20 protein-coding genes are annotated in these 22,282 nt (G+C 69.0%); 5 read left to right on the forward strand and 15 right to left on the reverse strand.

The features are described from left to right. Positions 1-354 precede the first annotated feature (354 nt). The gene (locus E1181_RS20865) at positions 355-1,062 is read right to left on the reverse strand and encodes a M50 family metallopeptidase (RefSeq protein WP_132677333.1); all 708 of its coding nucleotides are present in this window, start codon (positions 1,060-1,062) and stop codon (positions 355-357) included. A gap of 17 nt (positions 1,063-1,079) precedes the next feature. Continuing rightward, positions 1,080-2,393 carry an amidohydrolase gene (locus tag E1181_RS20870; protein ID WP_132677335.1) on the reverse strand — a complete coding sequence of 438 codons (1,314 nt, stop codon included), beginning with the start codon at positions 2,391-2,393 and terminating at the stop codon, positions 1,080-1,082. 291 nt (positions 2,394-2,684) lie between these two features. Between E1181_RS20870 and E1181_RS20875 the strand changes: the two genes are divergently transcribed. Beyond that, entirely contained in the window at positions 2,685-3,995 is a 1,311-nt protein-coding gene (locus E1181_RS20875; protein ID WP_235876919.1) for a KedN5 family methylcobalamin-dependent radical SAM C-methyltransferase, read from the forward strand. A gap of 48 nt (positions 3,996-4,043) precedes the next feature. On the opposite strand, the gene E1181_RS20880 is transcribed toward E1181_RS20875, so the two are convergent. Continuing rightward, positions 4,044-4,805, reverse strand: coding sequence for an EI24 domain-containing protein (locus E1181_RS20880; RefSeq protein WP_132677337.1), 762 nt, complete (start codon positions 4,803-4,805; stop codon positions 4,044-4,046). Between the two features lie 162 nt (positions 4,806-4,967). On the opposite strand from E1181_RS20880, the gene E1181_RS20885 reads away from it, so the two are divergent. Beyond that, on the forward strand, positions 4,968-5,972 hold the full coding sequence (locus tag E1181_RS20885) for an iron-siderophore ABC transporter substrate-binding protein (protein WP_132677338.1): 1,005 nt from the start codon (positions 4,968-4,970) through the stop codon (positions 5,970-5,972). Between the two features lie 152 nt (positions 5,973-6,124). On the opposite strand, the gene E1181_RS31535 is transcribed toward E1181_RS20885, so the two are convergent. From E1181_RS31535 to E1181_RS20950, 11 genes are all read right to left on the reverse strand, one after another. Next, positions 6,125-7,687 carry a hypothetical protein gene (locus E1181_RS31535; protein WP_165944698.1) on the reverse strand — a complete coding sequence of 521 codons (1,563 nt, stop codon included), beginning with the start codon at positions 7,685-7,687 and terminating at the stop codon, positions 6,125-6,127. Between the two features lie 626 nt (positions 7,688-8,313). Beyond that, positions 8,314-9,060, reverse strand: a complete 747-nt coding sequence (locus tag E1181_RS20900) for a DUF4232 domain-containing protein (RefSeq protein WP_132677340.1) — start codon at positions 9,058-9,060, stop codon at positions 8,314-8,316. 219 nt (positions 9,061-9,279) lie between these two features. Further along, entirely contained in the window at positions 9,280-10,533 is a 1,254-nt protein-coding gene (locus E1181_RS20905) for a pyruvate dehydrogenase complex dihydrolipoamide acetyltransferase (protein WP_235876920.1), read from the reverse strand. A gap of 25 nt (positions 10,534-10,558) precedes the next feature. After that, the gene (locus E1181_RS20910) at positions 10,559-11,545 is read right to left on the reverse strand and encodes an alpha-ketoacid dehydrogenase subunit beta (RefSeq protein WP_408010311.1); all 987 of its coding nucleotides are present in this window, start codon (positions 11,543-11,545) and stop codon (positions 10,559-10,561) included. A 149-nt stretch (positions 11,546-11,694) separates the two neighbouring features. After that, entirely contained in the window at positions 11,695-12,810 is a 1,116-nt protein-coding gene (gene pdhA, locus E1181_RS20915; RefSeq protein WP_132677342.1) for a pyruvate dehydrogenase (acetyl-transferring) E1 component subunit alpha, read from the reverse strand. Between the two features lie 24 nt (positions 12,811-12,834). Further along, on the reverse strand, positions 12,835-14,295 hold the full coding sequence (lpdA, locus tag E1181_RS20920) for a dihydrolipoyl dehydrogenase (RefSeq protein ID WP_132677343.1): 1,461 nt from the start codon (positions 14,293-14,295) through the stop codon (positions 12,835-12,837). 630 nt (positions 14,296-14,925) lie between these two features. Continuing rightward, positions 14,926-15,849, reverse strand: coding sequence for a DUF6346 domain-containing protein (locus E1181_RS20930; RefSeq protein ID WP_132677344.1), 924 nt, complete (start codon positions 15,847-15,849; stop codon positions 14,926-14,928). Next, the gene (locus tag E1181_RS20935; protein ID WP_132677345.1) at positions 15,846-17,231 is read right to left on the reverse strand and encodes a hypothetical protein; all 1,386 of its coding nucleotides are present in this window, start codon (positions 17,229-17,231) and stop codon (positions 15,846-15,848) included. The genes E1181_RS20930 and E1181_RS20935 overlap by 4 nt, the downstream gene beginning before the upstream one ends. Continuing rightward, a complete protein-coding gene (locus tag E1181_RS20940) occupies positions 17,228-17,536 on the reverse strand; it encodes a hypothetical protein (protein WP_132677346.1) in 309 nt (102 codons plus the stop codon). The genes E1181_RS20935 and E1181_RS20940 overlap by 4 nt, the downstream gene beginning before the upstream one ends. Then, complete coding sequence (locus tag E1181_RS20945) at positions 17,533-17,991, reverse strand: YbaB/EbfC family nucleoid-associated protein (protein WP_132677347.1); 459 nt, start codon at positions 17,989-17,991, stop codon at positions 17,533-17,535. Before E1181_RS20945 ends, E1181_RS20940 begins: the two co-directional genes overlap by 4 nt. Before the next feature lie 94 nt (positions 17,992-18,085). Further along, the gene (locus E1181_RS20950) at positions 18,086-19,294 is read right to left on the reverse strand and encodes a PucR family transcriptional regulator (protein WP_132677348.1); all 1,209 of its coding nucleotides are present in this window, start codon (positions 19,292-19,294) and stop codon (positions 18,086-18,088) included. 297 nt (positions 19,295-19,591) lie between these two features. Here E1181_RS20950 and E1181_RS31540 point away from each other — a divergent pair, with 297 nt between their 5' ends. Beyond that, the gene (locus E1181_RS31540) at positions 19,592-19,744 is read left to right on the forward strand and encodes a hypothetical protein (protein WP_165944699.1); all 153 of its coding nucleotides are present in this window, start codon (positions 19,592-19,594) and stop codon (positions 19,742-19,744) included. A 6-nt stretch (positions 19,745-19,750) separates the two neighbouring features. Here the strand turns inward: E1181_RS31540 and ligD are convergent, their stop codons facing one another. Beyond that, positions 19,751-20,743, reverse strand: a complete 993-nt coding sequence (gene ligD / locus E1181_RS20955; protein ID WP_132677349.1) for a non-homologous end-joining DNA ligase — start codon at positions 20,741-20,743, stop codon at positions 19,751-19,753. A 154-nt stretch (positions 20,744-20,897) separates the two neighbouring features. On the opposite strand from ligD, the gene E1181_RS20960 reads away from it, so the two are divergent. Together E1181_RS20960 and E1181_RS20965 are read left to right on the forward strand one after the other, a co-directional pair. Further along, complete coding sequence (locus E1181_RS20960) at positions 20,898-21,653, forward strand: DsbA family protein (protein WP_132677350.1); 756 nt, start codon at positions 20,898-20,900, stop codon at positions 21,651-21,653. Then, positions 21,650-22,276 (forward strand): vitamin K epoxide reductase family protein, encoded by a 627-nt coding sequence (locus E1181_RS20965; RefSeq protein WP_132677351.1) that lies wholly within the window; start codon positions 21,650-21,652, stop codon positions 22,274-22,276. Before E1181_RS20960 ends, E1181_RS20965 begins: the two co-directional genes overlap by 4 nt. Positions 22,277-22,282: the final 6 nt, after the last annotated feature.

Here is a 22,282-nt window from a genome sequence, read left to right on the forward strand (position 1 = left end):
AACACCACCGTGCCGTGGCCTGCCGGTACGACAAACTCGCCCTCCGCTACGAAGCCACCGTGCACGTCGCCACCATCGACATCTGGCTCCGCAGCCTCACCAAGATCGGTTCCTAAACAGCTCCTAGACGCGGTTCGAAGGATGCGGCGAAGCCGCATCCTCTCTCACCACCCAAGGCGCTGGCACCGCCGCGGGTTCTTCAGCGGTTTCGTGGCGAGTACGCCGGGACGCGTCCACCCCATGGGTAAGGCGGAACACATCAGAAGCGGCGACGGAGTCCACGGAGGCGCTGCGCTTTCCCCTTCGGGGGTTTCCGCTACCCGCACCGCCACGCAAAACGACCCGCAACAGCTCCTACACCTGCGGCATCAGCAGCAGCCAGAACCCTCCGACCAGCAGCGATGCCAGTCCGATGAGGAACCACAGGAACATCCAAGCTCCGCCGCCGATGCCGGTGAGCCGCGCCAGCTGGTCGGCGTCGGAGTCCCCGGCTCGCCCGCGCCGGCGCTTGCGCCCCAGTTCGTTGAGCGGCCGCAGTCCGCCGATGAGCAGGAACCAGCACAGCAGCGCCGCGCACAGCGCCTGCCACGGCGGGCTCGCCAGCCACGACACCGCTCCGAGCGCGCCACCGGTGACCACCACCGACAGCACGCCGTAGGCGTTGCGCACGGCCAGCAGCACCAGCACCAGCAGCGCGATGCAGCCCCACAGCATCCACCGCGCCCGGTCGGAGGTGACCAGCCACGCGCCGCCCAGCCCCAGCAGCGACACCGCCGGGTAGCCCGCGAGCAGGGTGAACACCATGCCCGGCCCGTGCGCGCGACCCGTCGAGACGGTCAGCCCGGAGGTGTCGGAGTGCAGCCGGATGCCGTTGAGCTTGCGGCCGCTGAGCAGCGCGACCACCGCGTGCCCGCCCTCGTGGGCGATGGTCACCACGTTGCGCAGCGGCAGCCAGGTCCCGCGGTTGAGCACCAGGGCGAGTGCGATCACCCCGGCGATGAGCGCGGCGACGTTCCCGGAATCGAGGAGGCGCGCCGTCGCGTTCCGCACTAATTCGTCCACGGCGGAACCCTAACGGGTCAGCTGAAGTAGTTCGGCACGTCCAGCGGTCCACCGGCGGCGTCGAACTCGTCACGCACCGCGTCCCGCAGCGCACCGTCGGTGAGGTAGTCCACTGTGGTCAGCGCGAGACCGATGGCGCCGTCGATCACCGCCGCGTCGCCGGCAGCGGAACCGGCTGCGGCGGCGAACCCCTCGGTGTGCAGCGACAGGTTCGCATCACCCAGGCCGATCATCGGGTGGATGGCGGGCATCCGGAAGCTGAGGTTGCCCAGGTCGGTGGAACCGGTCAGGTAGTCCGGGACGATGCCGCGCGGCAGCGAGGTGCGACCGCGCCTGGCCTGGTGCTGCGCCCATCGGGCGGCGAGCGCGTCGTTGTGCCGGATCGGCAGGTAGGCGGGGTTGTGGTCCCAGTTCAGCTCGACCCCGCAGCCGGTCATCGCCGCGGCGCCGTGCGCGATCGACTCCACCCGCTGCGCCAGGTCCTGCAGCGAGCCCGGCTCGGCGGAGCGCACGTAGAACAGCGCAGCGGCCCGGTCGGGAACGACGTTGGGGCGCTTGCCCCCGTCGGTGATCACGCCGTGGATGCGATCGGTGGAGGGCATGTGCTGACGCATCGCCGCCACGCCCTGGTAGGTGGCCACCACCGCGTCCAGCGCGTTGCGGCCCATGAACGGCTGCGCGGAGGCGTGCGCGGCCACGCCGTGGAAGACGACCTCGACCTGCCTGCGCCCGAGGAACGGGTGGGTGGCGATGTCGTGCGAGAACGGGTGCAGCATCACCACGGCGTCGACGTCGTCGAAGACACCGGCCCTGGCCAGGTGCTCCTTGCCCCCGCCACCCTCTTCGGCGGGCGTGCCGAACAGGCTGACCCGGCCGCCGGTTCGCCCCGCGGCGGTGGCCGCGGCGAGGAATCCGCCGACACCGGCCGAGCAGATGATGTTGTGCCCGCATCCGTGACCGATGCCGGGCAGCGCGTCGTACTCGGCGAGCACCGCCACGTGCGGCCCGTCCGAGCCGACGCCGGTGCGCAGCGCGGTGTCCAGCCCGCCGACGCCGACCTCGACGTCGTGGCCGAAGTTCCGCAGCAGCTCGGCGGCCCGCGCGACCGACCGGTGCTCGGCGTAGGCCTCCTCCGGATCCGCGTGCAGCTCGTGGCTCAGCCCGAGCAGGTCGCCGCCGTGCTCGGTGACCCACCGCTCGACCTCGGCGAGCAGCGCCTCATCGGCACCGGCGTGCGCGGACCGCAGCGGCTCGGCCGAGGCCACGGCCTTCTCGGTGGCCGCGGCGACCGCGCGCAGGTAGGACTCATCAGGCTGAACCGGCTGTGTCACAGCACAGACTCTAAGCCGCCGGATGAGCCTCGACACCACCCTGAGCCCACCGGTGTGGCGCTCTGGGAGCGCTGAGCGGCCGCACCCGAACTCCCACCGCCGGCCGGGCAGGGAATCCGAGCGACGAAGAAATTGATTCCAGAAACAACCACCGGGAATCGAATGTCTAGGGATCACACCAGTTGAATTCCCGGAACACCGAGTTTCCCCCAGTTCGACACAACCCAGCGCTCGCTCATCACGCGCATTCAGGCAATCGATCGTTGGCGCGGGTGCACCTGAAAGAAAAAGATGATCAAGGTCGAGCTGGTGCAGCAGGGCGTCTGGCACATGGCCAAGGAATCGATGCCGCTGGCCGCCGGCTACCTCGCGGCGGTCACCCGCGAGCAGCTCGGCGACCGGTGCGACGTGCGGATCTTCAACGCCTCCGGCTCGATGACCCCGCTGGAGATGGCCGTCGACGTGCTCCGCGACGGGGTCCCGGACGTGATCGGCTTCTCGGTGCCTGGCTGGAACGTGCGCCAGTTCGCCGCGGTGGCCGAGACGATCAAGCAGGTGAACCCGCAAGCCGTGGTGGTCTTCGGCGGCAACCACGTGGCCAACCAGGCCGAACGGGTGCTGCCGCGCGACGTCGACGTGGACGTGGTGGTCAACGGCGAGGGCGAGGTGACCTTCGTCGAGCTGATCAACGCGGTGCTCGACGGCGGTTCGTTCGCCGACGTGCGCGGCATCTCCTACCGCGAGGCGGACGGCTCGATCACCACCACCGAGGAGCAGCCGCGGCTGGACGACATGGACGCGATCCCGTCCCCGATCCTCACCGGCGTGCTGCCGCTGACCGACGAGCGCGGCGACTTCCGCTACGACGTCGCGCTGATGGAGACCAACCGCGGCTGCCCGTACCACTGCTCGTTCTGCTTCTGGGGCGGCGCGGTGGGGCAGAAGGTGCGGTCGTTCCCCCGGGAGCGGTTGCGCGCCGAGCTGGAGGTGCTGGCCAAGGCCAAGGCGCACACCGTGGTCCTGTGCGACGCCAACTTCGGGATGCTGCGCCAGGACGCGGAGTTCATCGAGGACTTCATCGAGGTCCGCGAGCGCTACGGCTACCCGCGAGCGCTGGAGACCTCGTGGGCGAAGAACAAGTCCAAGGTGTTCCGCGACATCGTGCGGCGGATGCGCGAGGTGGGGCTGGGCAGCTCGTTCACGCTGGCGCTGCAGACGCTCAACGACTCGGTGCTGGACCTGATGAACCGGCGCAACATGAAGATCAACCAGTGGCGGGAGCTGGCGGAGTGGCTGGCCGTCGAGGGCCTGGACTGCTACGCCGAGCTGATCTGGGGCGTGCCGGGCGAGACGCCGGAATCCTTCCTGGAGGGCTACGACGAGCTGGCCAAGCACGTCTCCCGGATCGCCGCCTACCCGTTGCTGCTGCTGCCCAACACCGACTTTTCCGATCGCCGCGAGCTGCACGGGTTCGTGACGGTGCGCGGTCAGCGGGACGACTTCGAGTACGTGCCGCTGGTCCGCTCCACCAACCACGAGGAGACGGCGCACTTCGTCGCCCACCCGTCCCCTGCCCCGCAACTGCTCTCCGACGCGGGCTGACCGGCGCGGGACCGGTTCCGCTCCGCTGGGCCGGTCCCGCGCCGGATGTCATTTCTGCGTGATGACACCCGGACGCGCGTCGAGAACGCGGTGGGCCAGGAGGGTTCCGCCGACCACCGCGGCCGGGATGACCAGCAGCTGCAGCACCGGCACCAAGCACAGCAGGTAGGCGGGCAGGCCGAAGCCGAGCGTCATCGCCTTGTGCTCGCGCAGGCTCCGGTGGCGCTCGCCGAAGGCGAAGCCGCGCCGCTGGAACACCAGGCCCACCATCTCCAGGCTGATCACCCACGCGCCGAACAGCGAGCCCAGCACCACGCCCGCGATCTGCCCGGCGACGGGGACGAACCCGATCACCAGCAGCACCACGGCCCCGATCAGCGCGACGACCACGAGCTTGAGCGAGTCCCGCACTCCCCGGCCGAGCTGCCGGGCGAATCCGGCTCCGTCGTCGGAGGTGTCCAGCCCGAGCTGCTTCTCCGCCTGCTCGGCGATGTGCTCGTAGAACGGTCCGCCGATGAGCAGGGTGAGCGCGATGAACGAGATCGATCCCAGCACCGCCGCCGCGCCGACCAGCGCGGCGCCGAGCAGGACGCGCACTCCCTTGCGGGCGAAGTCGGCCCAGCCGTCGGCGAACGGGGTCATCCAGCTGGTCAGGTCACCGCTGAAGTAGATCAGCGTGCCCAGGCTCCCCAGCAGCAGCAACGCGCTGATCAGGGCGGGGATCGCGCCGAGCAGCAGCAGTTTCGGGCTGCGCAGGATGATGCCCGTTCCGGATCCCAGCGCGCGGACTCCGGCGGCGAACGAACTCATTCGACAACTCCCGTGATCGGCGATCTCGGACCACCGTACTGCGTGCCCGGTGAGCAGATTCACCGATCGACCGCAGACCGATCGACACCTGAGTTAGGTTAGCCTAGCTTGAACTGCTGCTTCGGGCGGTGAGCCCGGAAACGAACGAACAAGGACTCGGTGATGACTCCTCCCCCCAGCGTGATCGGCCGTCGAGGCTTCCTGATGGGCGCGACCGGACTCGTTGCGGCGGGCCTGGCCGCGTGCGGCAGCGGCGGCTCGACCCCGAGCGGGAACGCGCCCTCCGGCCCCGGATTCCCGGTACGCATCCCCAACCGCTACGGCGCGGCCGACATCCCGGCGGCACCGCAGCGCGTGGTCACCCTGGGCATCACCGACCACGACGTGCTGCTGCCGCTGGGCGTGATCCCGGCCGGCCTGACCAAGTGGGGACCGTGGGAGAGCGGCGTCGGGCCGTGGGTGGAGCCCATGCTGGGCGGGCAACGCCCGAAGGTCTTCGGCAGCGAGGTCGACGTCGAAGGCGTCATCGCCCTGGCCCCCGAGGTGACCATCGCGCTGCAGAGCGCGCTGACGCAGGAGCAGTACAACCGGCTGAGCAGCTTCGCTCCGGTCGTGGCGCAGCCGCCGAACTCCATCGACTACGGCATCGACTGGCGGGTGCAGGCCGAGGCCATCGGCCAGGCCCTGGGCAAGCAGGCAGAGGTCGCCGACCTCCTCGGCAAGACCCAGGCCCGCATCGACGAAACCCGCAAGGCCAACCCCGTTTTCGAGGGCAAGACCCACGTCGTGGTCCGCACCGACGCGGCGGGCACCTACGCCGCCTACACCAAGCAGGACGCCCGCACCGCGCTGCTGGAGCAGCTCGGGCTGCGCCTGTCCCCGGCGATCGAGGGCATGGACAGCGGCGGCAAGTTCAACGTCAAGGTCAGCAAGGAGCAGGTCTCGCTGCTCGACGCGGACGTCGTCATCGTCACCACCGCCAAGGCCACCGACGTCGAAGCGGTCCGCAAGGACCCGCTGCTGAACAACCTCCCGGCCGCCAAGCGGGGTTCCCTGGTCCTGCTCGACGACTACGACCTCACCATGGCCCTGGGTTCGGCAACGGTCTCCAGCATCCCCTACGCCCTCGACCACCTCACCCCCAAGCTCCTCGAAGCCCTCTCCTGACCGGCGGCCGGGATTCGAATTTCGCGCGAAATTCGAGGCCGAACTTCGGCGTTCGAATTTCGCGCGAAATTCGAATCCCCCTGAACTCGGGCGTGTCCGCACAGGTCGGGAGCTTGGCTTTCACATTTCGCGCGAAATTCGAACTCTCGGGACTACGCCTTGAGGGAGTCGACCAGGTCCTTCCAGGGTTCCCACGGGGAGTCCGGGTCGGGCTGGTGGGCGGTGACCATGTCACCGTCCCGGCCGATCGCGAAGAGCGTGCAGGCACCGTCCGGGCGGCTGATGGCGACCGGGTCGCCTTCGAGCTCGCCGCCCAGGTCCGTCCACGCCGACCAGCCGCCGTGGGCTGACTGCTGCTCGGCGGTGTGGATCGCGCCCGCGGTGTCGCGGACGAACACCTCCAAGCGGCCGTTGGGGTTGAGCCCGATCGCCGGGGTGCCGACGAAGTCGCCGCCCAGGTCGGACCAGTTCCCGCCCTCGCCGGGCCGTTCCATGCTGTACAGCTGCTGGTCGTCGCCGACCGCGAGCAGCACGACCACGCCGTCGGCGAGGGTCACCACCACGGGGTCGCCGGCCATGCTGCCGCCGAGGCCCTTCCACTCCGACCAGCCCGCGCCCGCGGTGCCCTGCGTGGACATCACGACCTCGCGCTTCGAGTTGCGGGCGAACACCGACACGGCGCCGTTCGCCCCGAGCGCGATGGCCGGACGGCCGATGAGGTCGCCGCCGTGGTCGTCCCAGTCGGTCCAGTGCCCACCCCGACCGGCCTGCGCGGCGCTGTGCAGCTTGCCGTCCTTGCCGACCGCGAACAGCGCGAGCGCGCCGTCCGGCCGCAGCACCGCCACCGGGTCGTCCTCGATCTGACCGCGCAGACCGATCCACGGACTCCACTTCGCACCCTGCTGCGGGCACGACGACGTGATCACCTCACCGTGGCGGTCGCGCACGAAGACGACCATCCCGCCCGAAGGTTCGCGCACCACGACCGGACGCCCGTCGGGCTCGCCACCGATGCCCAGCCACCCGACCCAGTCGCCACCGGGCGAGACCTGCCAGGCGGTGACGACCTCACCGGACGTCGACGTCGCGAACGCCGACAGCGCACCGTCGGGACCGGGCAGGATCCCGGACCCGAACACGGTCGGCACCACCGGCTGCGGCGGCGGAGGCGGAGCTGGAGCAGGCGCCGGAGGCTGCTGCTGCGGCCGACCCTGCGGCGGCTGGCCAGGCTGCGGCGGCCCAGGAGAAGGCGGCGGCACCGGCGGCTGCCCCTGGTTCGGCGGCTGCGGCGGCACCGGCGGCTGACCGGGCTGCGGGGGCGGATTCGGTCCGGGCGGCGGCGCCACGTTCAACGCCCGCTCGGTGTCCTGGATCAGCCGTCGCGCCTCAGCCTCGTGCTGGTCGTAGCGGTCCCGGTACTGCTTCGCGGGCCTCTGCACGGCGGCAGCGATCTGCCCGGCCGTGCGATTCGAGTCCTCTCGCTCTTCCTTGATCGCCGCTTCCAGGAACTTGTGCGCCGCGTAGTTGACGTTCAAGACCTGCTCCGGTGCGCCCCAATCCTGCGACGGGCGCTGCTGGAACACACCCAGCGAGTCATGGTCACGCGCACCATCGATGTTCGACATCCGGGATTCGACCAACCCGGTCTCAAAGGCGGCGAGCAGGAGCTTGTAGGGGACCTGCATCTCCTTAGCGACCAGGTAAACGGTTCGCATGACCTCGGGGTCGGGAGGTCCCGGCTTACCCATTCGCGGGGGCGGACCGGGCGGTGCAGGAGGAAGCGGCGCGGGGCCAGGCGGAGGCGGCGGAACGGGCTGCTGCCCCTGCGGAGGCTGTCCCTGCGGAGGCGGCGGTGGAGTCGGCGGCGCGCCACCGAGAATCGGCAACGTCCAAGGTCGACGGTCGTCGCACGCCGGCGAATTCATCACCGAGATGTGGAAGTGCTTCGTGTGCGGGTTGCTCCCGCTGTACTTGGTCCACTGCCACGGACTTTGCCCCGGTCGGCTGTCCATGATCAGGCCGTTGGCGATCACGTACTTGATCCGCGGGTCACGACTGGCCGCGAGTTCGTCGGTGATTCGGTTGATGTCGACGCCGTTCTGAGGATCGTGCGTGATGTCCACCGCTGTCACGATTCCCGGCCCGACCCACGGATTGTGGTCGCTGTCCCGAGATTGGTGCGAGGCATCACCGATGGTGCCGTCGCTAGCTTTGTTCCGCTGTGGGAACGCCGCGTCGAACTGGGCGAGCAGTGTCTCCAAACTGCCCGCAAGTCGCCAGTTGGCCATTTTTCTCCCCTTGTGTTCCTGAACCTGTACGTCTGCGGGAGTTCAGGGACCGATCAATCCGAGTAGAGGTGGGTTCGTTCGACACGGCGGTCGCCGCAGACCGTGCCGAAGTTCCAGTCCAGCGTGATCGGCTCGGTGTTGTCCGGCGGGTAGATGCGCACCTTCGCCGGGTCGTCAACGCAATCACCTGTCTGGTAGATCCAGTACAGTTCCTGGGCCACGCCCTCACGGGTGCCGATGCTCATCCATTCGGCAGGCGGCGTCCCCGCCTTGTCCACGAACGTCGCAGGCATCACGGCGCCGGCTCCGTCGAGGAACTCGATCCTCGCGTCGCCGTGAACCGTGCACGCCTTGGCCCCGACGTTCGCCAGCCGCAGCTTCGTTCGTGATCCTCCGACGGGCTGCGTGGGATCGTCGTGCAACCCGACGAGCGTGTCCGGGTAGAACCGGGCTCGGAGCTGCGACGTCTGACAGGGCTTCTGCGTCGGAATTTCCTCCGGATGACTGACCTTCGTCTCCGATGAACTGCCTTGCTCCGAGGCCTCCCCCGAGCTGCTCGTCTCGCTCCCCTCCGGCGCCGGCTGGGTCACCGTCACCGTCGCCGGTGGTTGCTGCGCCTGCGGCGCTTGCTGGCCGCAGGACACCGTTACCGCCGCGGTCGCGGCGATCAACGCCCCCAGGCGCTTCCCCCTGATTTCCAGCACTTCGCGGACCTGTCCTCCCCTGTTGTGCATCGGCCGAGCGTTCGGCCGGAATCCGGGGCGGGAGTCTTCCAAGCGGGTGATGTTCTCCAGGGCCATTTCCGCGAAAACGATAGGTAGATCACTGAATCAGCCGAGGCGGTGGCGATGAATGGCCAGCAACGCAACCCGATCGGCGGTATCCCCATTTCGCGGACGATTGTTATTCGGGCGCGGAATGGGTATTTCCACTTGCACCGCATGCTATTTCGGAATGCGAAAACGGCCGTTGCCGACCCCGGAGGTCGGCAACGGCCGTTTCGGTTGCGCCAGAAGTGATCAGGCGATGATGCGGATCGGGTCCTCCAGCAGCGAGGTGAACTGCTGCAGGAACGCGGCACCCACCGCGCCGTCGACGGCGCGGTGGTCCGCCGAGAGCGTCACGCGCAGGATCTTGCGCGCCACGAACTCGCCGTCGCGGACCTGGACCTCGTCGCGGGCCGCACCGACCGCCAGGATCGCCGCCTCCGGCGGGTTGATCACCGCGCTGAACTGCTCGATGCCGAACATGCCCAGGTTGGAGATGGAGAAGGTGCCACCGGACATCTCGTCGAGCTTCAGCTTGCCCTCGCGCGCCCGGCCTGCCAGCTCGCGGCTCTCGGTGGCGATCTCCGAGACGCTCTTGCGGTCCGCGTCCTTGACCACCGGCACCACGAGACCGCCCTCGATCGCCACCGCGACGCCGAGGTTGATGCGCTTGTGCTGCAGCATCTTGTCGCCCGCGAAGGAGACGTTGACCGCCGGGTTGGCGCGCAGTGAGGTCGCCACGGCCTTGACGATCAGGTCGTTGACGCTGATCTTCGGGCCACCGGCCGACTGCAGGCGCTCGTTGAGGCTCGCCCGGAACTCCAGCAGTTCGGTGACGTCGATGGCGCTGGTCAGGTAGAAGTGCGGCGCGTTCTGCTTGCTCTCCGTCAGGCGCTTGGCGGTCACCTTCCGGATGTTGGACAGCGGGATCTCCTCGACGTCGTCGTTGACGACGGCCGGAGCGCTGGCCTGCGCGGCCGGAGCCGGGGTGGGCTCGGCCGGAGCCGCCGAGGCCGCGGCCTCGATGTCGGCGCGGATGATGCGGCCACCGGGGCCGGTGCCCTGCACGGTGCCCAGGTCGACGCCCTTCTCCTTGGCGACGGCCTTGGCCAGCGGCGAGGCCTTCGGCTTGCTCCCGGACTCCGCCGGGGCCGCGGTCCCCCCCGGAGCAGCGGCCGGGGCCGGAGCCGCGGGCGCTTCCTCGGCTGCCGGTTCGGCTGCGGCCGGAGCGGGTGCGGCGGGCGCCGGAGCCGCCTCGGCGGCGGAACCGGAACCGTCGCCGAGGACCGCGATCGGCTCACCGATCGGAACGGTCGTTCCGGCCTCGACCAGGATCTTCTCCAGCACCCCGTCGTCGTAGGCCTCCAGCTCCATGAGGGCCTTGTCGGTCTCGATCTCGGCCACCACTTCGCCGCGCGCGACCTTGTCACCGACCTGCTTGTGCCAGTTCGCGATCACGCCCTCCTCCATGGTGTCGGAGAGCCTCGGCATCTGAATGTCAGTCATCGTCTTCCTCGGGTGAGCACGGGACTCAGCGGCGGCGGCCCACCGCGTCCAGGGTCTGGTGAACGGCGGTGGTCAGCGACTCCGCGGACGGCAGGGCGGCACGTTCCAGCGGCTTGGCGTAGGGCAGCGGCACCTCGGCCGCCGCGACCCGCCGCACCGGGGCGTCGAGGTAGTCGAAGGCACCGTCGGAGATCGAGGCCGCGATCTCCGCGCCGATGCCGTAGGTCAGCCAGTCGTCCTCGGCGACCACGGCGCAGCCGGTCTTGCGCACGGACTGCACCACGGTGTCGCGGTCCAGCGGGCGCAGGCTGCGCAGGTCGATGACCTCGGCGTTGATGCCCTGCTCGTCGTGCAGCTTCTCGGCGACCTGCTGCGCGACCACGGCCATCCGCGAGTAGCCGATGATCGTGATGTCGGTGCCTTCGCGGGTCACCTTCGCCTTGCCGATCTCGGCGGGCTCCACCACGTCCGGGACCTCGCCCTTGGTGTTGTAGAGCGCGAGGTTCTCCAGGAACAGCACCGGGTCGTCGTCCCGGATCGAGGCCAGCAGCAGCGCCTTGGCGTCGGCGGGCGTGCTCGGCGCGACGACCTTCAGGCCCGGCACGAACGCGTAGTACAGCTCGATGTTCTGCGAGTGGGTGGCGCCCAGCTGCTGACCGCCGCCGCCGGGGGTGCGCAGCACCATCGGGACGCTGGTCTGGCCGCCGAACATGCCGTAGATCTTGGCGGCGTGGTTGACGATCTGGTCGAGGGCGACCAGCGAGAAGTTGATCGTCATCAGCTCGACCACCGGGCGCAGGCCCAGCATCGCGGCGCCGACGGCCGCACCGACGAAGCCCTCTTCGGCGATCGGGGTGTCGCGCACGCGCTTCTCGCCGAACTCCTTGAGCAGGCCGGCGGTGATCTTGTAGGAGCCTTCGAAGACTCCGATCTCTTCGCCGATGAGGAGCACGTCCTCGTCGCGCCGCATCTCCTCCTGGAGGGTGTCGTGCAGCGCTTGGCGATAGGTCATGAGGGCCAAGGGATTTCTCCTGGACAGCGGTCAAGAGCGGCCCGAGGACCGGGGTTTCCCGTTTGGCGTCGAGAAACCCCGGTCACCGGGTTGCGATACGTGTGGCGGGGTGTCGCAAAAACCGCAAGGGGACTTGAGGATTCGACCCGTCAGTTGTGCACGAACAGCGGGTCGGCGGGCAGCCGTCGCGAGTCGTTGGCGACCGGCGTGGCGTAGGTGTAGTCGAACAGCGTCTCGACGTCGGGGTGCGGGCTGTCGTCGGCGAAGGCCACGGCGGCGTCCGCCTCGGCCTGCGCCTTGGTCTCGAGCTCGACCGCGGCGTCCTCGTCGAGGACACCGGCGTTGATCAGCTCCGCGCGGAAGTTGGCGACGGGGTCGGCCTGCTTGGCCTTCTCCATCGACTCCTCGTCGCGGTACTTGCCCGGGTCGACCACGGAGTGGCCCTTGAGCCGCTCGCTGACCAGCTCCAGCAGCGCCGGACGGCCGGTCTCGCGGGCCTGCTCGACCAATCGGGAAGCCGCGTCGCGGACCGCGAGGACGTCGTTGCCGTCCACCCGCTCGCCGTGCATCCGGTAGGCCGAAGCCCGCTTGTACAGCTCCGACTCCGCCGAGGACTTCTCCACGGTGGTGCCCATGCCGAGCTGGTTGTTGATCACCACGAAGATGACCGGCAGGTTCCACAGCGCGGCGATGTTCAGCGCCTCGTGGAAGGCGCCGATGTTGGTGGTGCCGTCGCCCATCTGGCACATGACGACCTGGTCACCGGAGCGGTAGTCGATGGCCAGCGCGGCACCGGTGGCCAGCGGGATCTGACCGCCGACGATGCCGTACCCGCCGAGCAGACCGGCTTCGACGTCGAACATGTGCATCGAGCCGCCCCAGCCCTTGGAGGTGCCGGTGGTGCGGCCGTAGAGCTCGGCCATGACGCGGCCGGGCTCGATGCCCTTGGCGATGGCGTAGCCGTGCTCGCGGTAGTTGGTGAACAGCAGGTCGGTCTTGCGCAGCGAGCGCATCAGGCCGACGACCGAGGCCTCCTCACCGAGGTTGAGGTGGCAGTAGCCGCCGATCTTGGCCTGCGTGTAGCCCTGCGCGGCGCGCTCCTCGAAGCGGCGGATCAGGGTCATCTCGTAGAAGTAGTCGCGCAGCAGCTCGGGCGACTCCCCCGTGAAGCGGCCACGCTCAGCGGCCCGCGCCGAGGTGGAGCGCCGCGCCTTGGTCGCGCCGGTGCGCGTGGACGGCTTGCTGCGGGTGGCGGTCTGTGCCATCGCGGATCCCCTTTTCTCTTGCCTCTAGCGCTTCTTGGGCGGTGCTACGTGGACCGGCAGGCCGAGGGCGTTCATCGCGGCCTCCATGCCGACCTCGCCGAGCGTCGGGTGCGCGTGGATGGTCTCGGCCAGCTCGTCGAGGGTGGCCTCCAGAGCCATGGCCAGCGCGCCTTCGGTGATCAGGTCGCTGGCGGCGTGGCCGATGATGTGCACGCCCAGGACCTCGCCGTACTTCTTGCCGGCGACGATCTTCATGAAGCCCTCGGTGTCGCCGTAGCTCTGCGCGCGGCCGAGCGCGGCGAAGGGGAACTTCGCGGCGATGACGTCGTGCCCGGCGTCCTTGGCCTGCGCCTCGGTCAGACCGACGGAGGCGACCTCGGGGTGGGTGAAGGTGGCGGCCGGGATGACGTTGTAGTCGATCGCGGCGTGGTGCCCGGCGATGGTCTCGGCGGCGACGACGCCCTGGTGCGAGGCGACGTGCGCGAGCAGCGCCTTGCCGGTCACGTCGCCGATGGCGTAGACGTGCTCGACGTTGGTGCGCAGCTTGTCGTCGACGGTGATGAAACCGCGCTCGCTGGTGGCGATCCCGGTCTTGTCGAGGTCGAGGCTGGCGGTGTTGGGCTTGCGGCCCACGCCCACCAGGACGATGTCGGCGTCGATCTGCTGCGGCTTGGCGCCGTCCACGGTGACCTTGAGAGCGCCGTCAGCCTGGTCGACGCGGGAGACGGTGGCCTCGGTGAGGACCTTGATGCCGCGCTTGGTGAAGGAGCGGCCCAGCGCCTTGCCGACCTCGGCGTCCTCGGCCGGGACGAGGGTCTTCTGCATCTCGATGATGCTGACCTCGCTGCCCAGGGTGGAGAACAGCGTCGCCCACTCGGCGCCGACCGCGCTGCCGCCGATGATGGCGATGCGGTTGGGGACCTCGGTGAGGCCGAACGCGCCGTCGGAGGTGATCACGCCGGGCAGGTCCGCACCGGGCAGCGGCAGCTGCACGGGGACCGAGCCGGTGGCGATGATGACGTCGGTGGCCTTGACCTGGTCGATCGGCTTCGCGCCGGTCGGCTCGGCGGCGTAGCGGGGGCCGTCGGCGCCCAGCGGGGACTCACCGGTGGCGTAGACGTCCGCGGTGGTCGGGCCGGTGAAGCGGGCGTGGCCGTTGATGACGGTGACGCCGTTGCCCTTGAGCAGGCCCGCGACGCCGTCGGTCAGGCCCTTGACGACGCTGGCCTTGCGACGGGTGATCGCGTCGTAGTCGACGCTGACGCCTTCGACGTTGACGCCGAAATCGGCGGCGTGCAGCACGGTTTCGTAGACCTCGGCGGACCGCAGCATGGCCTTGGTCGGGATGCAGCCCCAGTTCAGGCACACACCCCCGGTCCGCTCCTTCTCCACCACGGCCACCGAGAGGCCGCGCTGCGCGGCCCGGATCGCGGCGACGTAGCCACCGGGGCCGCCGCCCACCACCAGAAGGTCGAACTCCTGCACTTCGCTGTGCTCCTTTGAACGCACGCGCCGGTTACCGACGACCCGTCTTCGTGAGCGGGCCATCCTCACCCAGAGTGTCGTGAGCACGACCACTTCCGCGCTATGCCCAGCCGCCCAGACTTTAGGACGACCAACTGTGCACATCGCACAGTCCATGCCGTGACGGGCACAACACGTGGCACCGCGGTTACAGAAGGCAGCCGCGATCCCCGTCACAAACGGAACGCCGGCAGGCACAAAACCCCAGCACCTGCGGTTACGCCCGCTACCTGCGAAAAGAACCCAAAATTTTCCAACTATGCCCACTGCACAATTGCCGCGTCGTAACCTGGGGCGCGTGACGGAGCGACGCACGATCTCCAGCGGCTCGACCTTCGAAGATCAGATCGGGTTCGCGCGCGCCGTGATCGACGGCGACCGCGTCCACGTGGCCGGCACGACCGGCTCCTCCGCCGCTACTTCGGCGAAACCCGCCCAGCCGGAACCATCCTCATCTGCGACCTCATCGACCCCCGCATGAAGATCGAGATCGAAGTAGAAGCCCGCCGACCGACCAGCTGACCCGGACGAGCCCCCGGGGTCGTGGGCAGCTCCAACCCGAACAGCCCACGACCCCTTCCTCTCAGCCCGTCAGGTGGCCGGCGTGGAGTCCGCCCGCGCCTCGTTCGATTCGTCCGGGGTCTTCCGCCAGGTCTGCCAGGCGCCGAGGGCGCATCCGGCGCTGAGCACGCAGAGCAGGACTATGCCGACGACGGCGAAGCCATATCCGGCCGAACCCGGCCAGGTACCGATGGTCGCCCAGGGCACCGTCGGCCCAGCGGCGTTACCGGGGTCGTCGAAGCCGACGGGCACCGGCTTGCCGACGTCGGCGGGACTCAGCTGCGAACCGCCGAACGTGTGCCGAATCCGCTGACCGGTCTCGTTGATCGTGACCTCCGCGGCGCACTGCCAGGTCGTCCCCAGCATCGACACGTCCCGCTCGCAGCTTCGCGCGACCGCCGTGCCGGTCGGCTCGACCTCCAGCTGCGAACCGCTGACGAACCAACCGTGCAGCAGGAAGGCCCCGTAGCCGAAGACGACGGCCATCCCCAGGCTGAACCCGACCAGGTAGCGTTCGAAGCCATCCAGCTCGCCCCGACCTCGACCCGGTCGAACACCTCGGTACAACGACCACGCGCTGAGCCCGACGAGCAGCACCTCGGCCGGAACGGCCAGCCCGTAGTTCGGCGCGGGCTGCGCGACGCGCCACCCGTCGTGCACCGAACCCCTGGCGTCCGAATAGGACAGATCAACCCGCTGCCCCGGCACCGCCTCGTCCACCCGGGCGGCCGACACCGACAGCACCCCGTCCGGAGTCCGGACCTCACAGCTCGACAGAAGCCCGAGGTAGACCCACTCCGGCGAGCAGGCCAGCACCTCCCCCTGCGCCTCGACAGGACCGCCCTGATCGCGATCAGCCAGGAAGTACCCGTAGTGCAACAGCGCGGCCAGCAACAACACCACACCGCCCACGATCCGAACAGGCGCCCGTTTCCGCTCTTCCGACTTGCTCACTGCCCATCCTCGTCATGCGGAAAGATCTGCCCGCGCATGGTCCGATCACGTTCGGTCTGGGCCTTCTCCTCGTCATCCTGGAGGTAGCCCTTGTTCGCTTCCTTCGCGCCTTCCTTGATGGCCGGAACGGCATCTCCGACACCAGGTGCGAGGTGTCCGATATCGCCGGAGCGGGCTGCTCGGATCCAGTTCTGGCCGTCGGTCATCCCCTTGCCCGCCGCGTTGTCGACCGCCTCAGCCGCGCGTCCGACAGCGGTCCCCGACAGCGGTCCGCTGGACGGCGCGTCGGCCCGAGCGGTCAGCCGGTCGTAGCCGAGCCCGGAAGCGTCTCGCCCCTCAGCGATGTCCTGGCGGTCCCGCTCCCAGTTCTCCCTCGCCTTCTGATCGAACTGGTCGGCCTTCTGCCTCAGCTGATCGGCTTGGTCGTTACGCCGCTGCGTGAAGTCGTCGAGCTTCTGATCCCGCGCCTCCTGCTTGTCGGCGCGACGGTTCATCTGGTCCGCGAGACCTTCTTCCCTGCGCTTGAGGGCACTGTCCAGGGGATTGTCCCCAGCGCGGTTGGCCGCGCTCTGCGCGAGTTCGTCAGCGCGGCGGCGCAGCGCATCGGTGGCACCGCGCGCGACCCCACCAAGCTCGTCGAGCGCGCGGAAGAGGGTCTTGAGGTGCTGAGCGATCTTGCCCGCGATCTCGACGACCTTGATCCCCGCTCGGGTGATGAAGGCCGCCACCGAAGCGCCTGCGGTTGGGACGGACGCGGCCATCGCGGGCAAGCCCCAGGTCAACAACGTCCCGGCGAGCTCCGCGATCAGGTCGCGGATTAACGCCCGCGTCGCCGCGACGCACACGCCCGCCGTCTTGATCTTGCTCGCCGCGGTCGCAGCCCCGGCGCTCGCGTTGGTGACGTGCCCGGCAAGTGTCTTCGCCTCGCCCCGGTACGCCTCACCTGACTGCTCTTGCCATGAGTCGACGTCTCGCAGCGCTGCCTCGTACTGGGCTCCGACCTCCTTCAAGTGGTCGGAGATGTTCTTGAACGTGTTCGAAGCCGCTTCGATCGCCGGCGGATCACCGGCGAGGTCGTCGAACGGCTCGCGGATGAACCCGACGTTCTCGATGATCCACCCGACGGCCGACGACGCCAGAGTGCCCAGCGGGTCGACCACGGCACCCGCCGCATCAAGCCCCAGCGAGGCAACGTCGATGCCCAGCTGAACGGGCTCGATCTCCTTGCGCAGCTCCTCGTCGACGCCGTCGCCGTTGGTGTCCTTCTTGATGGTCTCCGCAGGGTTGTTGAGGTTGGCGCCGATGTCCTCCATCGTGTCGAGAGGCCCGGCACCGGTGAACATCTTCCCGTCATCTTGTGGCTTCGCCACCAAATCGTTCATCGCACGGCTCCCTCGACCTGGCCCTTGCCGTACTCATCGCGTTCGCGCATCTCCTTCGCCGAGTCCAGAACTCGGTTGCCGGAGGCGTCCACTGCCTTGGGCAGTTGCTGCAGCATTTGCCGGGCCGCTGCGATTTCCTCGTCGAAGAGCTGTGCCCACGGAGCGCAAAGCACGCCCATGGACTCCTCTTCGACCTTCACCTCGGTCGCGGCGTCGTGCGCCTTCTGCAGGGCCTCGGTGATCTCGCCAGTCAGCTGCTGGCCGTGCTTGTGAACCGCGTTCGGGTCTGCCTTCATCCCGCTCATCGACGGCCTCCACGAGGGTTCCAGTCGTCGAACTCGTCGTACTCGTCCAGCTCGATGCTCGGCGTCGCTGAACGCCGGGATTGATCCTGAGGCGTCCCGGCTGCGTCGGCCTTCGCGATTCCGGATTCGACCTGCTCGCTCAAGAAGTTCATGGCTTCCCCATCCCCGAGCATCGGACGCATGCTCTCCTGGGCTGCCTGAGCGGCTTTGGCCTGGGCGGTGCGAATCGTATCGATGATCAAGCGCCCGAGAGCGTCATGTCCGAGCTGCATCGCCTTCGGAGTGAGCCGCAGCTCCTCGATCGCGCCACCGATGCCGGCTGCCACCTCGACGCTTCCGTCGGGGCTAGTCGCCTGACCTCGGGCATTTTGCATGGCCTCTTGCGAGGCCTCCAACTGCCGCTGGAGCTGCTCGGCCTTCTTCTCGAAGTCCTCCAGATAGCGATGCGGATCCATGTCCCCCCGTTCGTCTGCGGCGTTCGACGTCCGTAGTTACCAGAACCGCCGAGTCATCGGTGAAGCTTTTATCAAATCCATCGTCGGCCGGACATCAGCTCTGCTGGTTGTCGCGGAGGTTGAGGGTGGACAGGGCGAGGGAGAGGGAGACGTAGGCGGTGCGGCCGTGGAGGGGTTGGCCGATGAGGGTGGTGATGCGGTGGAGTCGGTTGAGGACCGTGTTGCGGTGGCAGTGCAGGCGGACGGCCGCGTTGGCGGTGGAGCAGTTCTCCTCCAGCCAGGCGGTGAGGGTGTCCAGGAGCATGTCGCGCTCCTTGGGCGGCAGTTCCAGGACCGGGCCGAGCTGGGTCTCCAGCAGGCGGTGCGCCAGGTCCGGTGACTGCACCAGCAGGGCTTCGGGGAAGCGCTCCTCCAGGGTGACCAGTTCGGCGGTGCCGTGGGCCGAGGTGCCCAGCGTGGTCAGGGCCAGCTGGTGGGCGAGGCCGATCTCGGCGAGGCCCTGCACCTTCGGCGAGACCGCGACCCGGGCGCGGGCCAGCGGTCGCAGCGCGTCGAGCGCTAGCGCCGCGGGGTGCTGCTCCAGGGCGACCAGGCCGACGAGGGAGTCCGCGCGGACCTGCCAGACCGAGCGGAAGTGCAGCGCGGCCAGCGCCTCGGAATGCCCGCGCAGCGCGAAACCGCCGTCGTCGGTCATCTCGGCGACCACCACCAGGTACGCCCCGCCGGTGGGCAGGTCGAGCTCCTTGGCCGTGCGCTGGGCGAAGGCGACGTCGCGGGCGCGGCCGGCCAGCAGGTCCTCCACCAGGGCGTGCCTGCGCTGGTCGTCGCGGCGCAGCCGCTCCAGCTCGGTGTTGCGGTAGAAGGTCGACAGCGTCGAGGACAGGCCGTCGATGACCCGCCAGATCGACGTGGCCACGCCCAGCACCGAGTCCGGGTCGGCGCCGTCGCGGTGCGCCTGGTCGACCAGCGCCTCCCACACCACGCGCCCGCCCAGCCGGAAGGTCCGCAGCATGACCTCCAGCGGCACGCCCTGCTCGGCGCGACGGCGACCGATGGCGGCGGCGACGTCGTCGTCCCGATCGGAGATGTCGACCTCGCCGCTGAGGATCTGCAGGATCCGCTCCAGGTACTGCCGACAGCCCTCCCACAGGTCTTCCTTGGGCACCGGCCGGTAGTCGGTCCACTCGGGGTTGTCGGTGAAGATCGCGGACATCAGCCGCTCGGTCAGCACCGGGACGTCATCCAGTCCGGCTTTGGCCAGCGCGCGGGTCACTTTCGGGAGATCGGCAGGATCGGCTACCACGCCCTGCGACAATACCGGTCACGGCGACGTGGCGAGGCCGAGAACGCCGATCCCACCCCCGACGGCACGACGCCGCAGGGTCACTGATCCATCACCTAGAGCGAGCGGGATTCGACTCCGGTGAACCCGAAATCCGGTCGCCGCCAGAATGTTCCGCATCACACCAGAAAGTTGTGACGAAGGCGTTAACGCTGCCGCCTCTCGCGCCGACACCTGGTGTGGGACGACTTCTCCGGCACTCGCCGGGAGCCCCCACCTCCTCCACTCCGCACGACATTTCTCAGGGAGAGCAGCGCGATGCAGATCAACAGCCGCACGATCGTGTCGGTTGTAGCGACGGTTTCGATGGTCGTCATGACCGTTCTGCTCGCGGTGTTCAGTCCTCCGGCCGATACGGGCCAACAGATCGAGCCGGCCGCCAACCAGGCGCCGATCGTCTCCGAGCGCTGACGCGCGTCATTCGCGGCGGACGTCGCCGGCCGGTTTGTCGTTGCGCAGACCCGAGAACCTGGGGTGCCGGAGCTTCCCGTCGCCGGTCCACTCGCTGAAGCCGACCTCGGCGACCAGCTCCGGCTCCACCCAGTGCGTCCCCGGTTCCCGGATCGTGTCGTGGAACGGTGAGTCCGCGCGGGCGAGCTCGTCCAGCTTCGCGGACAGCTCGCGCAGCGTCCGCTCGTCGTACCCGGTGCCGACCTTGCCCGCGTAGCGCAGGCCGTCGGAGTCGTAGTAGCCGACCAGCAGCGCGCCGAAACCGGACCGGGAGCCCTTGGGGTCGGTGTAGCCGCCGATCACGAACTCCTGGCCGGAGACGCACTTGAACTTCAGCCAGTCCCGGCCGCGCCCGGACCGGTAGGGCTGATCCGCCCGCTTGGCGATCAGCCCTTCCCAGCCGCGCGCGCACGCCTGCGCGAAGAACTCCTCGCCGTCGCCGCTGCGGTGCTGGCTGAACCGCAGCGGGTCGGTGAACTCGAAGCACTCGCGCAGCAGCCGCTTGCGGGTCCGCAACGGCAACCGGGTCAGGTCCACGCCGCCGAAGGCGATCAGGTCGAAGACGTAGTAGTGGACCGCGACGCCGGTGCGCCGGGCGGTCGCGGCGTCGGTGAGGTGCATCCGCTTCTGCAGCCGGGCGAAGCTCGTCTGGTCGCCCTCGAAGGCGACGACTTCCCCGTCCACGACGAAGTTCGGCGCGTTCTGAGCAGCGAGCGCCTCGGCGATCTCCGGGTAGGAGGGGTCGACCCGCTTGCGGTTGCGCGACCACAGCTGCGGCTCGCCGCCGTCGGCCCCGGCGATCAGCCGGACCCCGTCGAGCTTGCGCTCGTAGATCCAGTTCTCGTCGGAGAACTCGTGCCGGGTGAGGGTGGCCAGCGCGGGCGGATACCACGTCCCACCTGGCCAGGCCCGCAACGCGGCGCGCGATTCGTCGTCGAGCAGGCCCGCCAGATCGGTCATGCGCGTCAGCATCACCCCTGGTCGGATCACCGACAAGCTGAGAGCTCGCTGTGAAGGTGCTGTGAGAGCACCCCCGCAGAATTTCCCGACCGGGTGAATGCGCGAGACTGTTTTGGTCGGTTCCCCTCACAACCGCCGAAGGTGAATGCGCACGATGCCGAAGAACCAGAACCCGGTGACCCAGAAGAGCGGGGTCTCCACCAACGTCATCCTCACCATCGCGGTGGTGGTCGTCGCAGTGCTGGTGATCGGTGGTGTGCTGCTGTTCAACCGATCCGGCGACAGCGGTGGCGGCGCCGGCGGCGGTAGCGGCACGCCCCCGGTCGCGGCAGAGGTGCTGCGCAAGCCCGACAGCAACGTGCTCACCGAGGCGCCCGACGACAAGGTCACCGTCACCGAGTTCCTCGACTACCAGTGCTCGTCCTGCTACCAGTACTACTCGCAGATGACGAAGAAGATCGAGACCGACTACGCGGGCCGGATCACGTTCGTCACGCGCAACTACCCGCTGGAGATGCACCCGCTGGGGCAGCACGCCGCGCGCGCCGCCGAGGCCGCCGCGCTGCAGGGCAAGTACAAGGAGATGTACCACGCCCTGTTCGACAACTGGACCGCCTGGGCGACCGCGAACGCGGAGGAGCTCAACAGCGACGAGGCCAAGGCCACCGCGGAGTTCGAGAAGTACGCGCAGCAGATCGGCTTGGACGTCAACCGCTTCAAGCAGGACATGGTCTCGCCCCACGTCCAGGCCAAGATCGACCGCGACGTGGCCGACGGAGAAGCCGCCGGGGTCTCGGGCACCCCGTCGATCTTCATCAACGGCAAGAAGTTCGAGCAGGGCAGCGCGCAGAACATGGCCGAGGTCGATCAGGCGTTCCGCAAGCAGCTGGACCAGGAGCTGGCGAAGTGACCACCGCCCACGCCGTCGAACAGGCCGCACCCGGCGCGCAGCGGCCCGCCGCCGGGCCGCGCGGCCTGGCCTGGCTCTACGTCGTGGGCGGCGCGATCGGGCTCGTCGCCTCGTTCGCGCTGATCGTCGAGAAGCTGGTCAAGCTGTCCAACCCGGGCTACGTGCCCTCGTGCAGCCTCAACCCGATCGTGTCCTGCGGTTCAGTGATGGACAGCTCGCAGGCCGCGCTGCTGGGATTTCCGAACCCGCTGATCGGCGTCGCGGCGTTCCCGGTCGTGGTCACCGCGGGCGTCACGGTGCTGGCCGGGTTCCGCCCGCCACGCTGGTTCTGGGTGGGCATGCAGGTCGGGACCACGCTGGCCGTGGTGTTCATCCACTGGCTGATCGTGCAGAGCCTGTACTCCATCGGTGCGCTGTGCCCGTACTGCATGGTCGTCTGGGTCGTCACGATCCCGCTGTTCTGGTACACGACCCTGCACAACCTGCGCGAGGGGCACTTGGGCGGCGGCCGGTCCCTCGGCGTGGCGATGAGCCGGTTTCACAGCCTCGTGGTCGTAGTGTGGTACGTCGTGATCGTGGCTCTGATCCTGCAAGCCTTCTGGGATTACTGGACGGGTCGTTGATCGGGC

Origin of the sequence: Saccharopolyspora terrae, assembly GCF_004348435.1 — a bacterium.
Lineage (GTDB): Bacteria > Actinomycetota > Actinomycetes > Mycobacteriales > Pseudonocardiaceae > Saccharopolyspora > Saccharopolyspora endophytica.

What these genes read in the sequence shown, in the direction of transcription:
- E1181_RS20910 (WP_408010311.1), bottom strand. Translation starts at nt 11,545, where the DNA reads ATGACCTATCGCCAAGCGCTGCACGACACCCTCCAGGAGGAGATGCGG.
- E1181_RS31535 (WP_165944698.1), bottom strand. Translation starts at nt 7,687, where the DNA reads ATGCGAACCGTTTACCTGGTCGCTAAGGAGATGCAGGTCCCCTACAAG.
- pdhA (WP_132677342.1), bottom strand. Translation starts at nt 12,810, where the DNA reads ATGGCACAGACCGCCACCCGCAGCAAGCCGTCCACGCGCACCGGCGCG.
- E1181_RS20875 (WP_235876919.1), top strand. Translation starts at nt 2,685, where the DNA reads ATGATCAAGGTCGAGCTGGTGCAGCAGGGCGTCTGGCACATGGCCAAG.
- E1181_RS20935 (WP_132677345.1), bottom strand. Translation starts at nt 17,231, where the DNA reads ATGAACGATTTGGTGGCGAAGCCACAAGATGACGGGAAGATGTTCACC.
- E1181_RS20900 (WP_132677340.1), bottom strand. Translation starts at nt 9,060, where the DNA reads ATGGCCCTGGAGAACATCACCCGCTTGGAAGACTCCCGCCCCGGATTC.
- E1181_RS20885 (WP_132677338.1), top strand. Translation starts at nt 4,968, where the DNA reads ATGACTCCTCCCCCCAGCGTGATCGGCCGTCGAGGCTTCCTGATGGGC.
- E1181_RS31540 (WP_165944699.1), top strand. Translation starts at nt 19,592, where the DNA reads ATGCAGATCAACAGCCGCACGATCGTGTCGGTTGTAGCGACGGTTTCG.
- ligD (WP_132677349.1), bottom strand. Translation starts at nt 20,743, where the DNA reads ATGACCGATCTGGCGGGCCTGCTCGACGACGAATCGCGCGCCGCGTTG.
- E1181_RS20880 (WP_132677337.1), bottom strand. Translation starts at nt 4,805, where the DNA reads ATGAGTTCGTTCGCCGCCGGAGTCCGCGCGCTGGGATCCGGAACGGGC.
- E1181_RS20940 (WP_132677346.1), bottom strand. Translation starts at nt 17,536, where the DNA reads ATGAGCGGGATGAAGGCAGACCCGAACGCGGTTCACAAGCACGGCCAG.
- E1181_RS20945 (WP_132677347.1), bottom strand. Translation starts at nt 17,991, where the DNA reads ATGGATCCGCATCGCTATCTGGAGGACTTCGAGAAGAAGGCCGAGCAG.
- E1181_RS20905 (WP_235876920.1), bottom strand. Translation starts at nt 10,533, where the DNA reads ATGACTGACATTCAGATGCCGAGGCTCTCCGACACCATGGAGGAGGGC.
- E1181_RS20960 (WP_132677350.1), top strand. Translation starts at nt 20,898, where the DNA reads ATGCCGAAGAACCAGAACCCGGTGACCCAGAAGAGCGGGGTCTCCACC.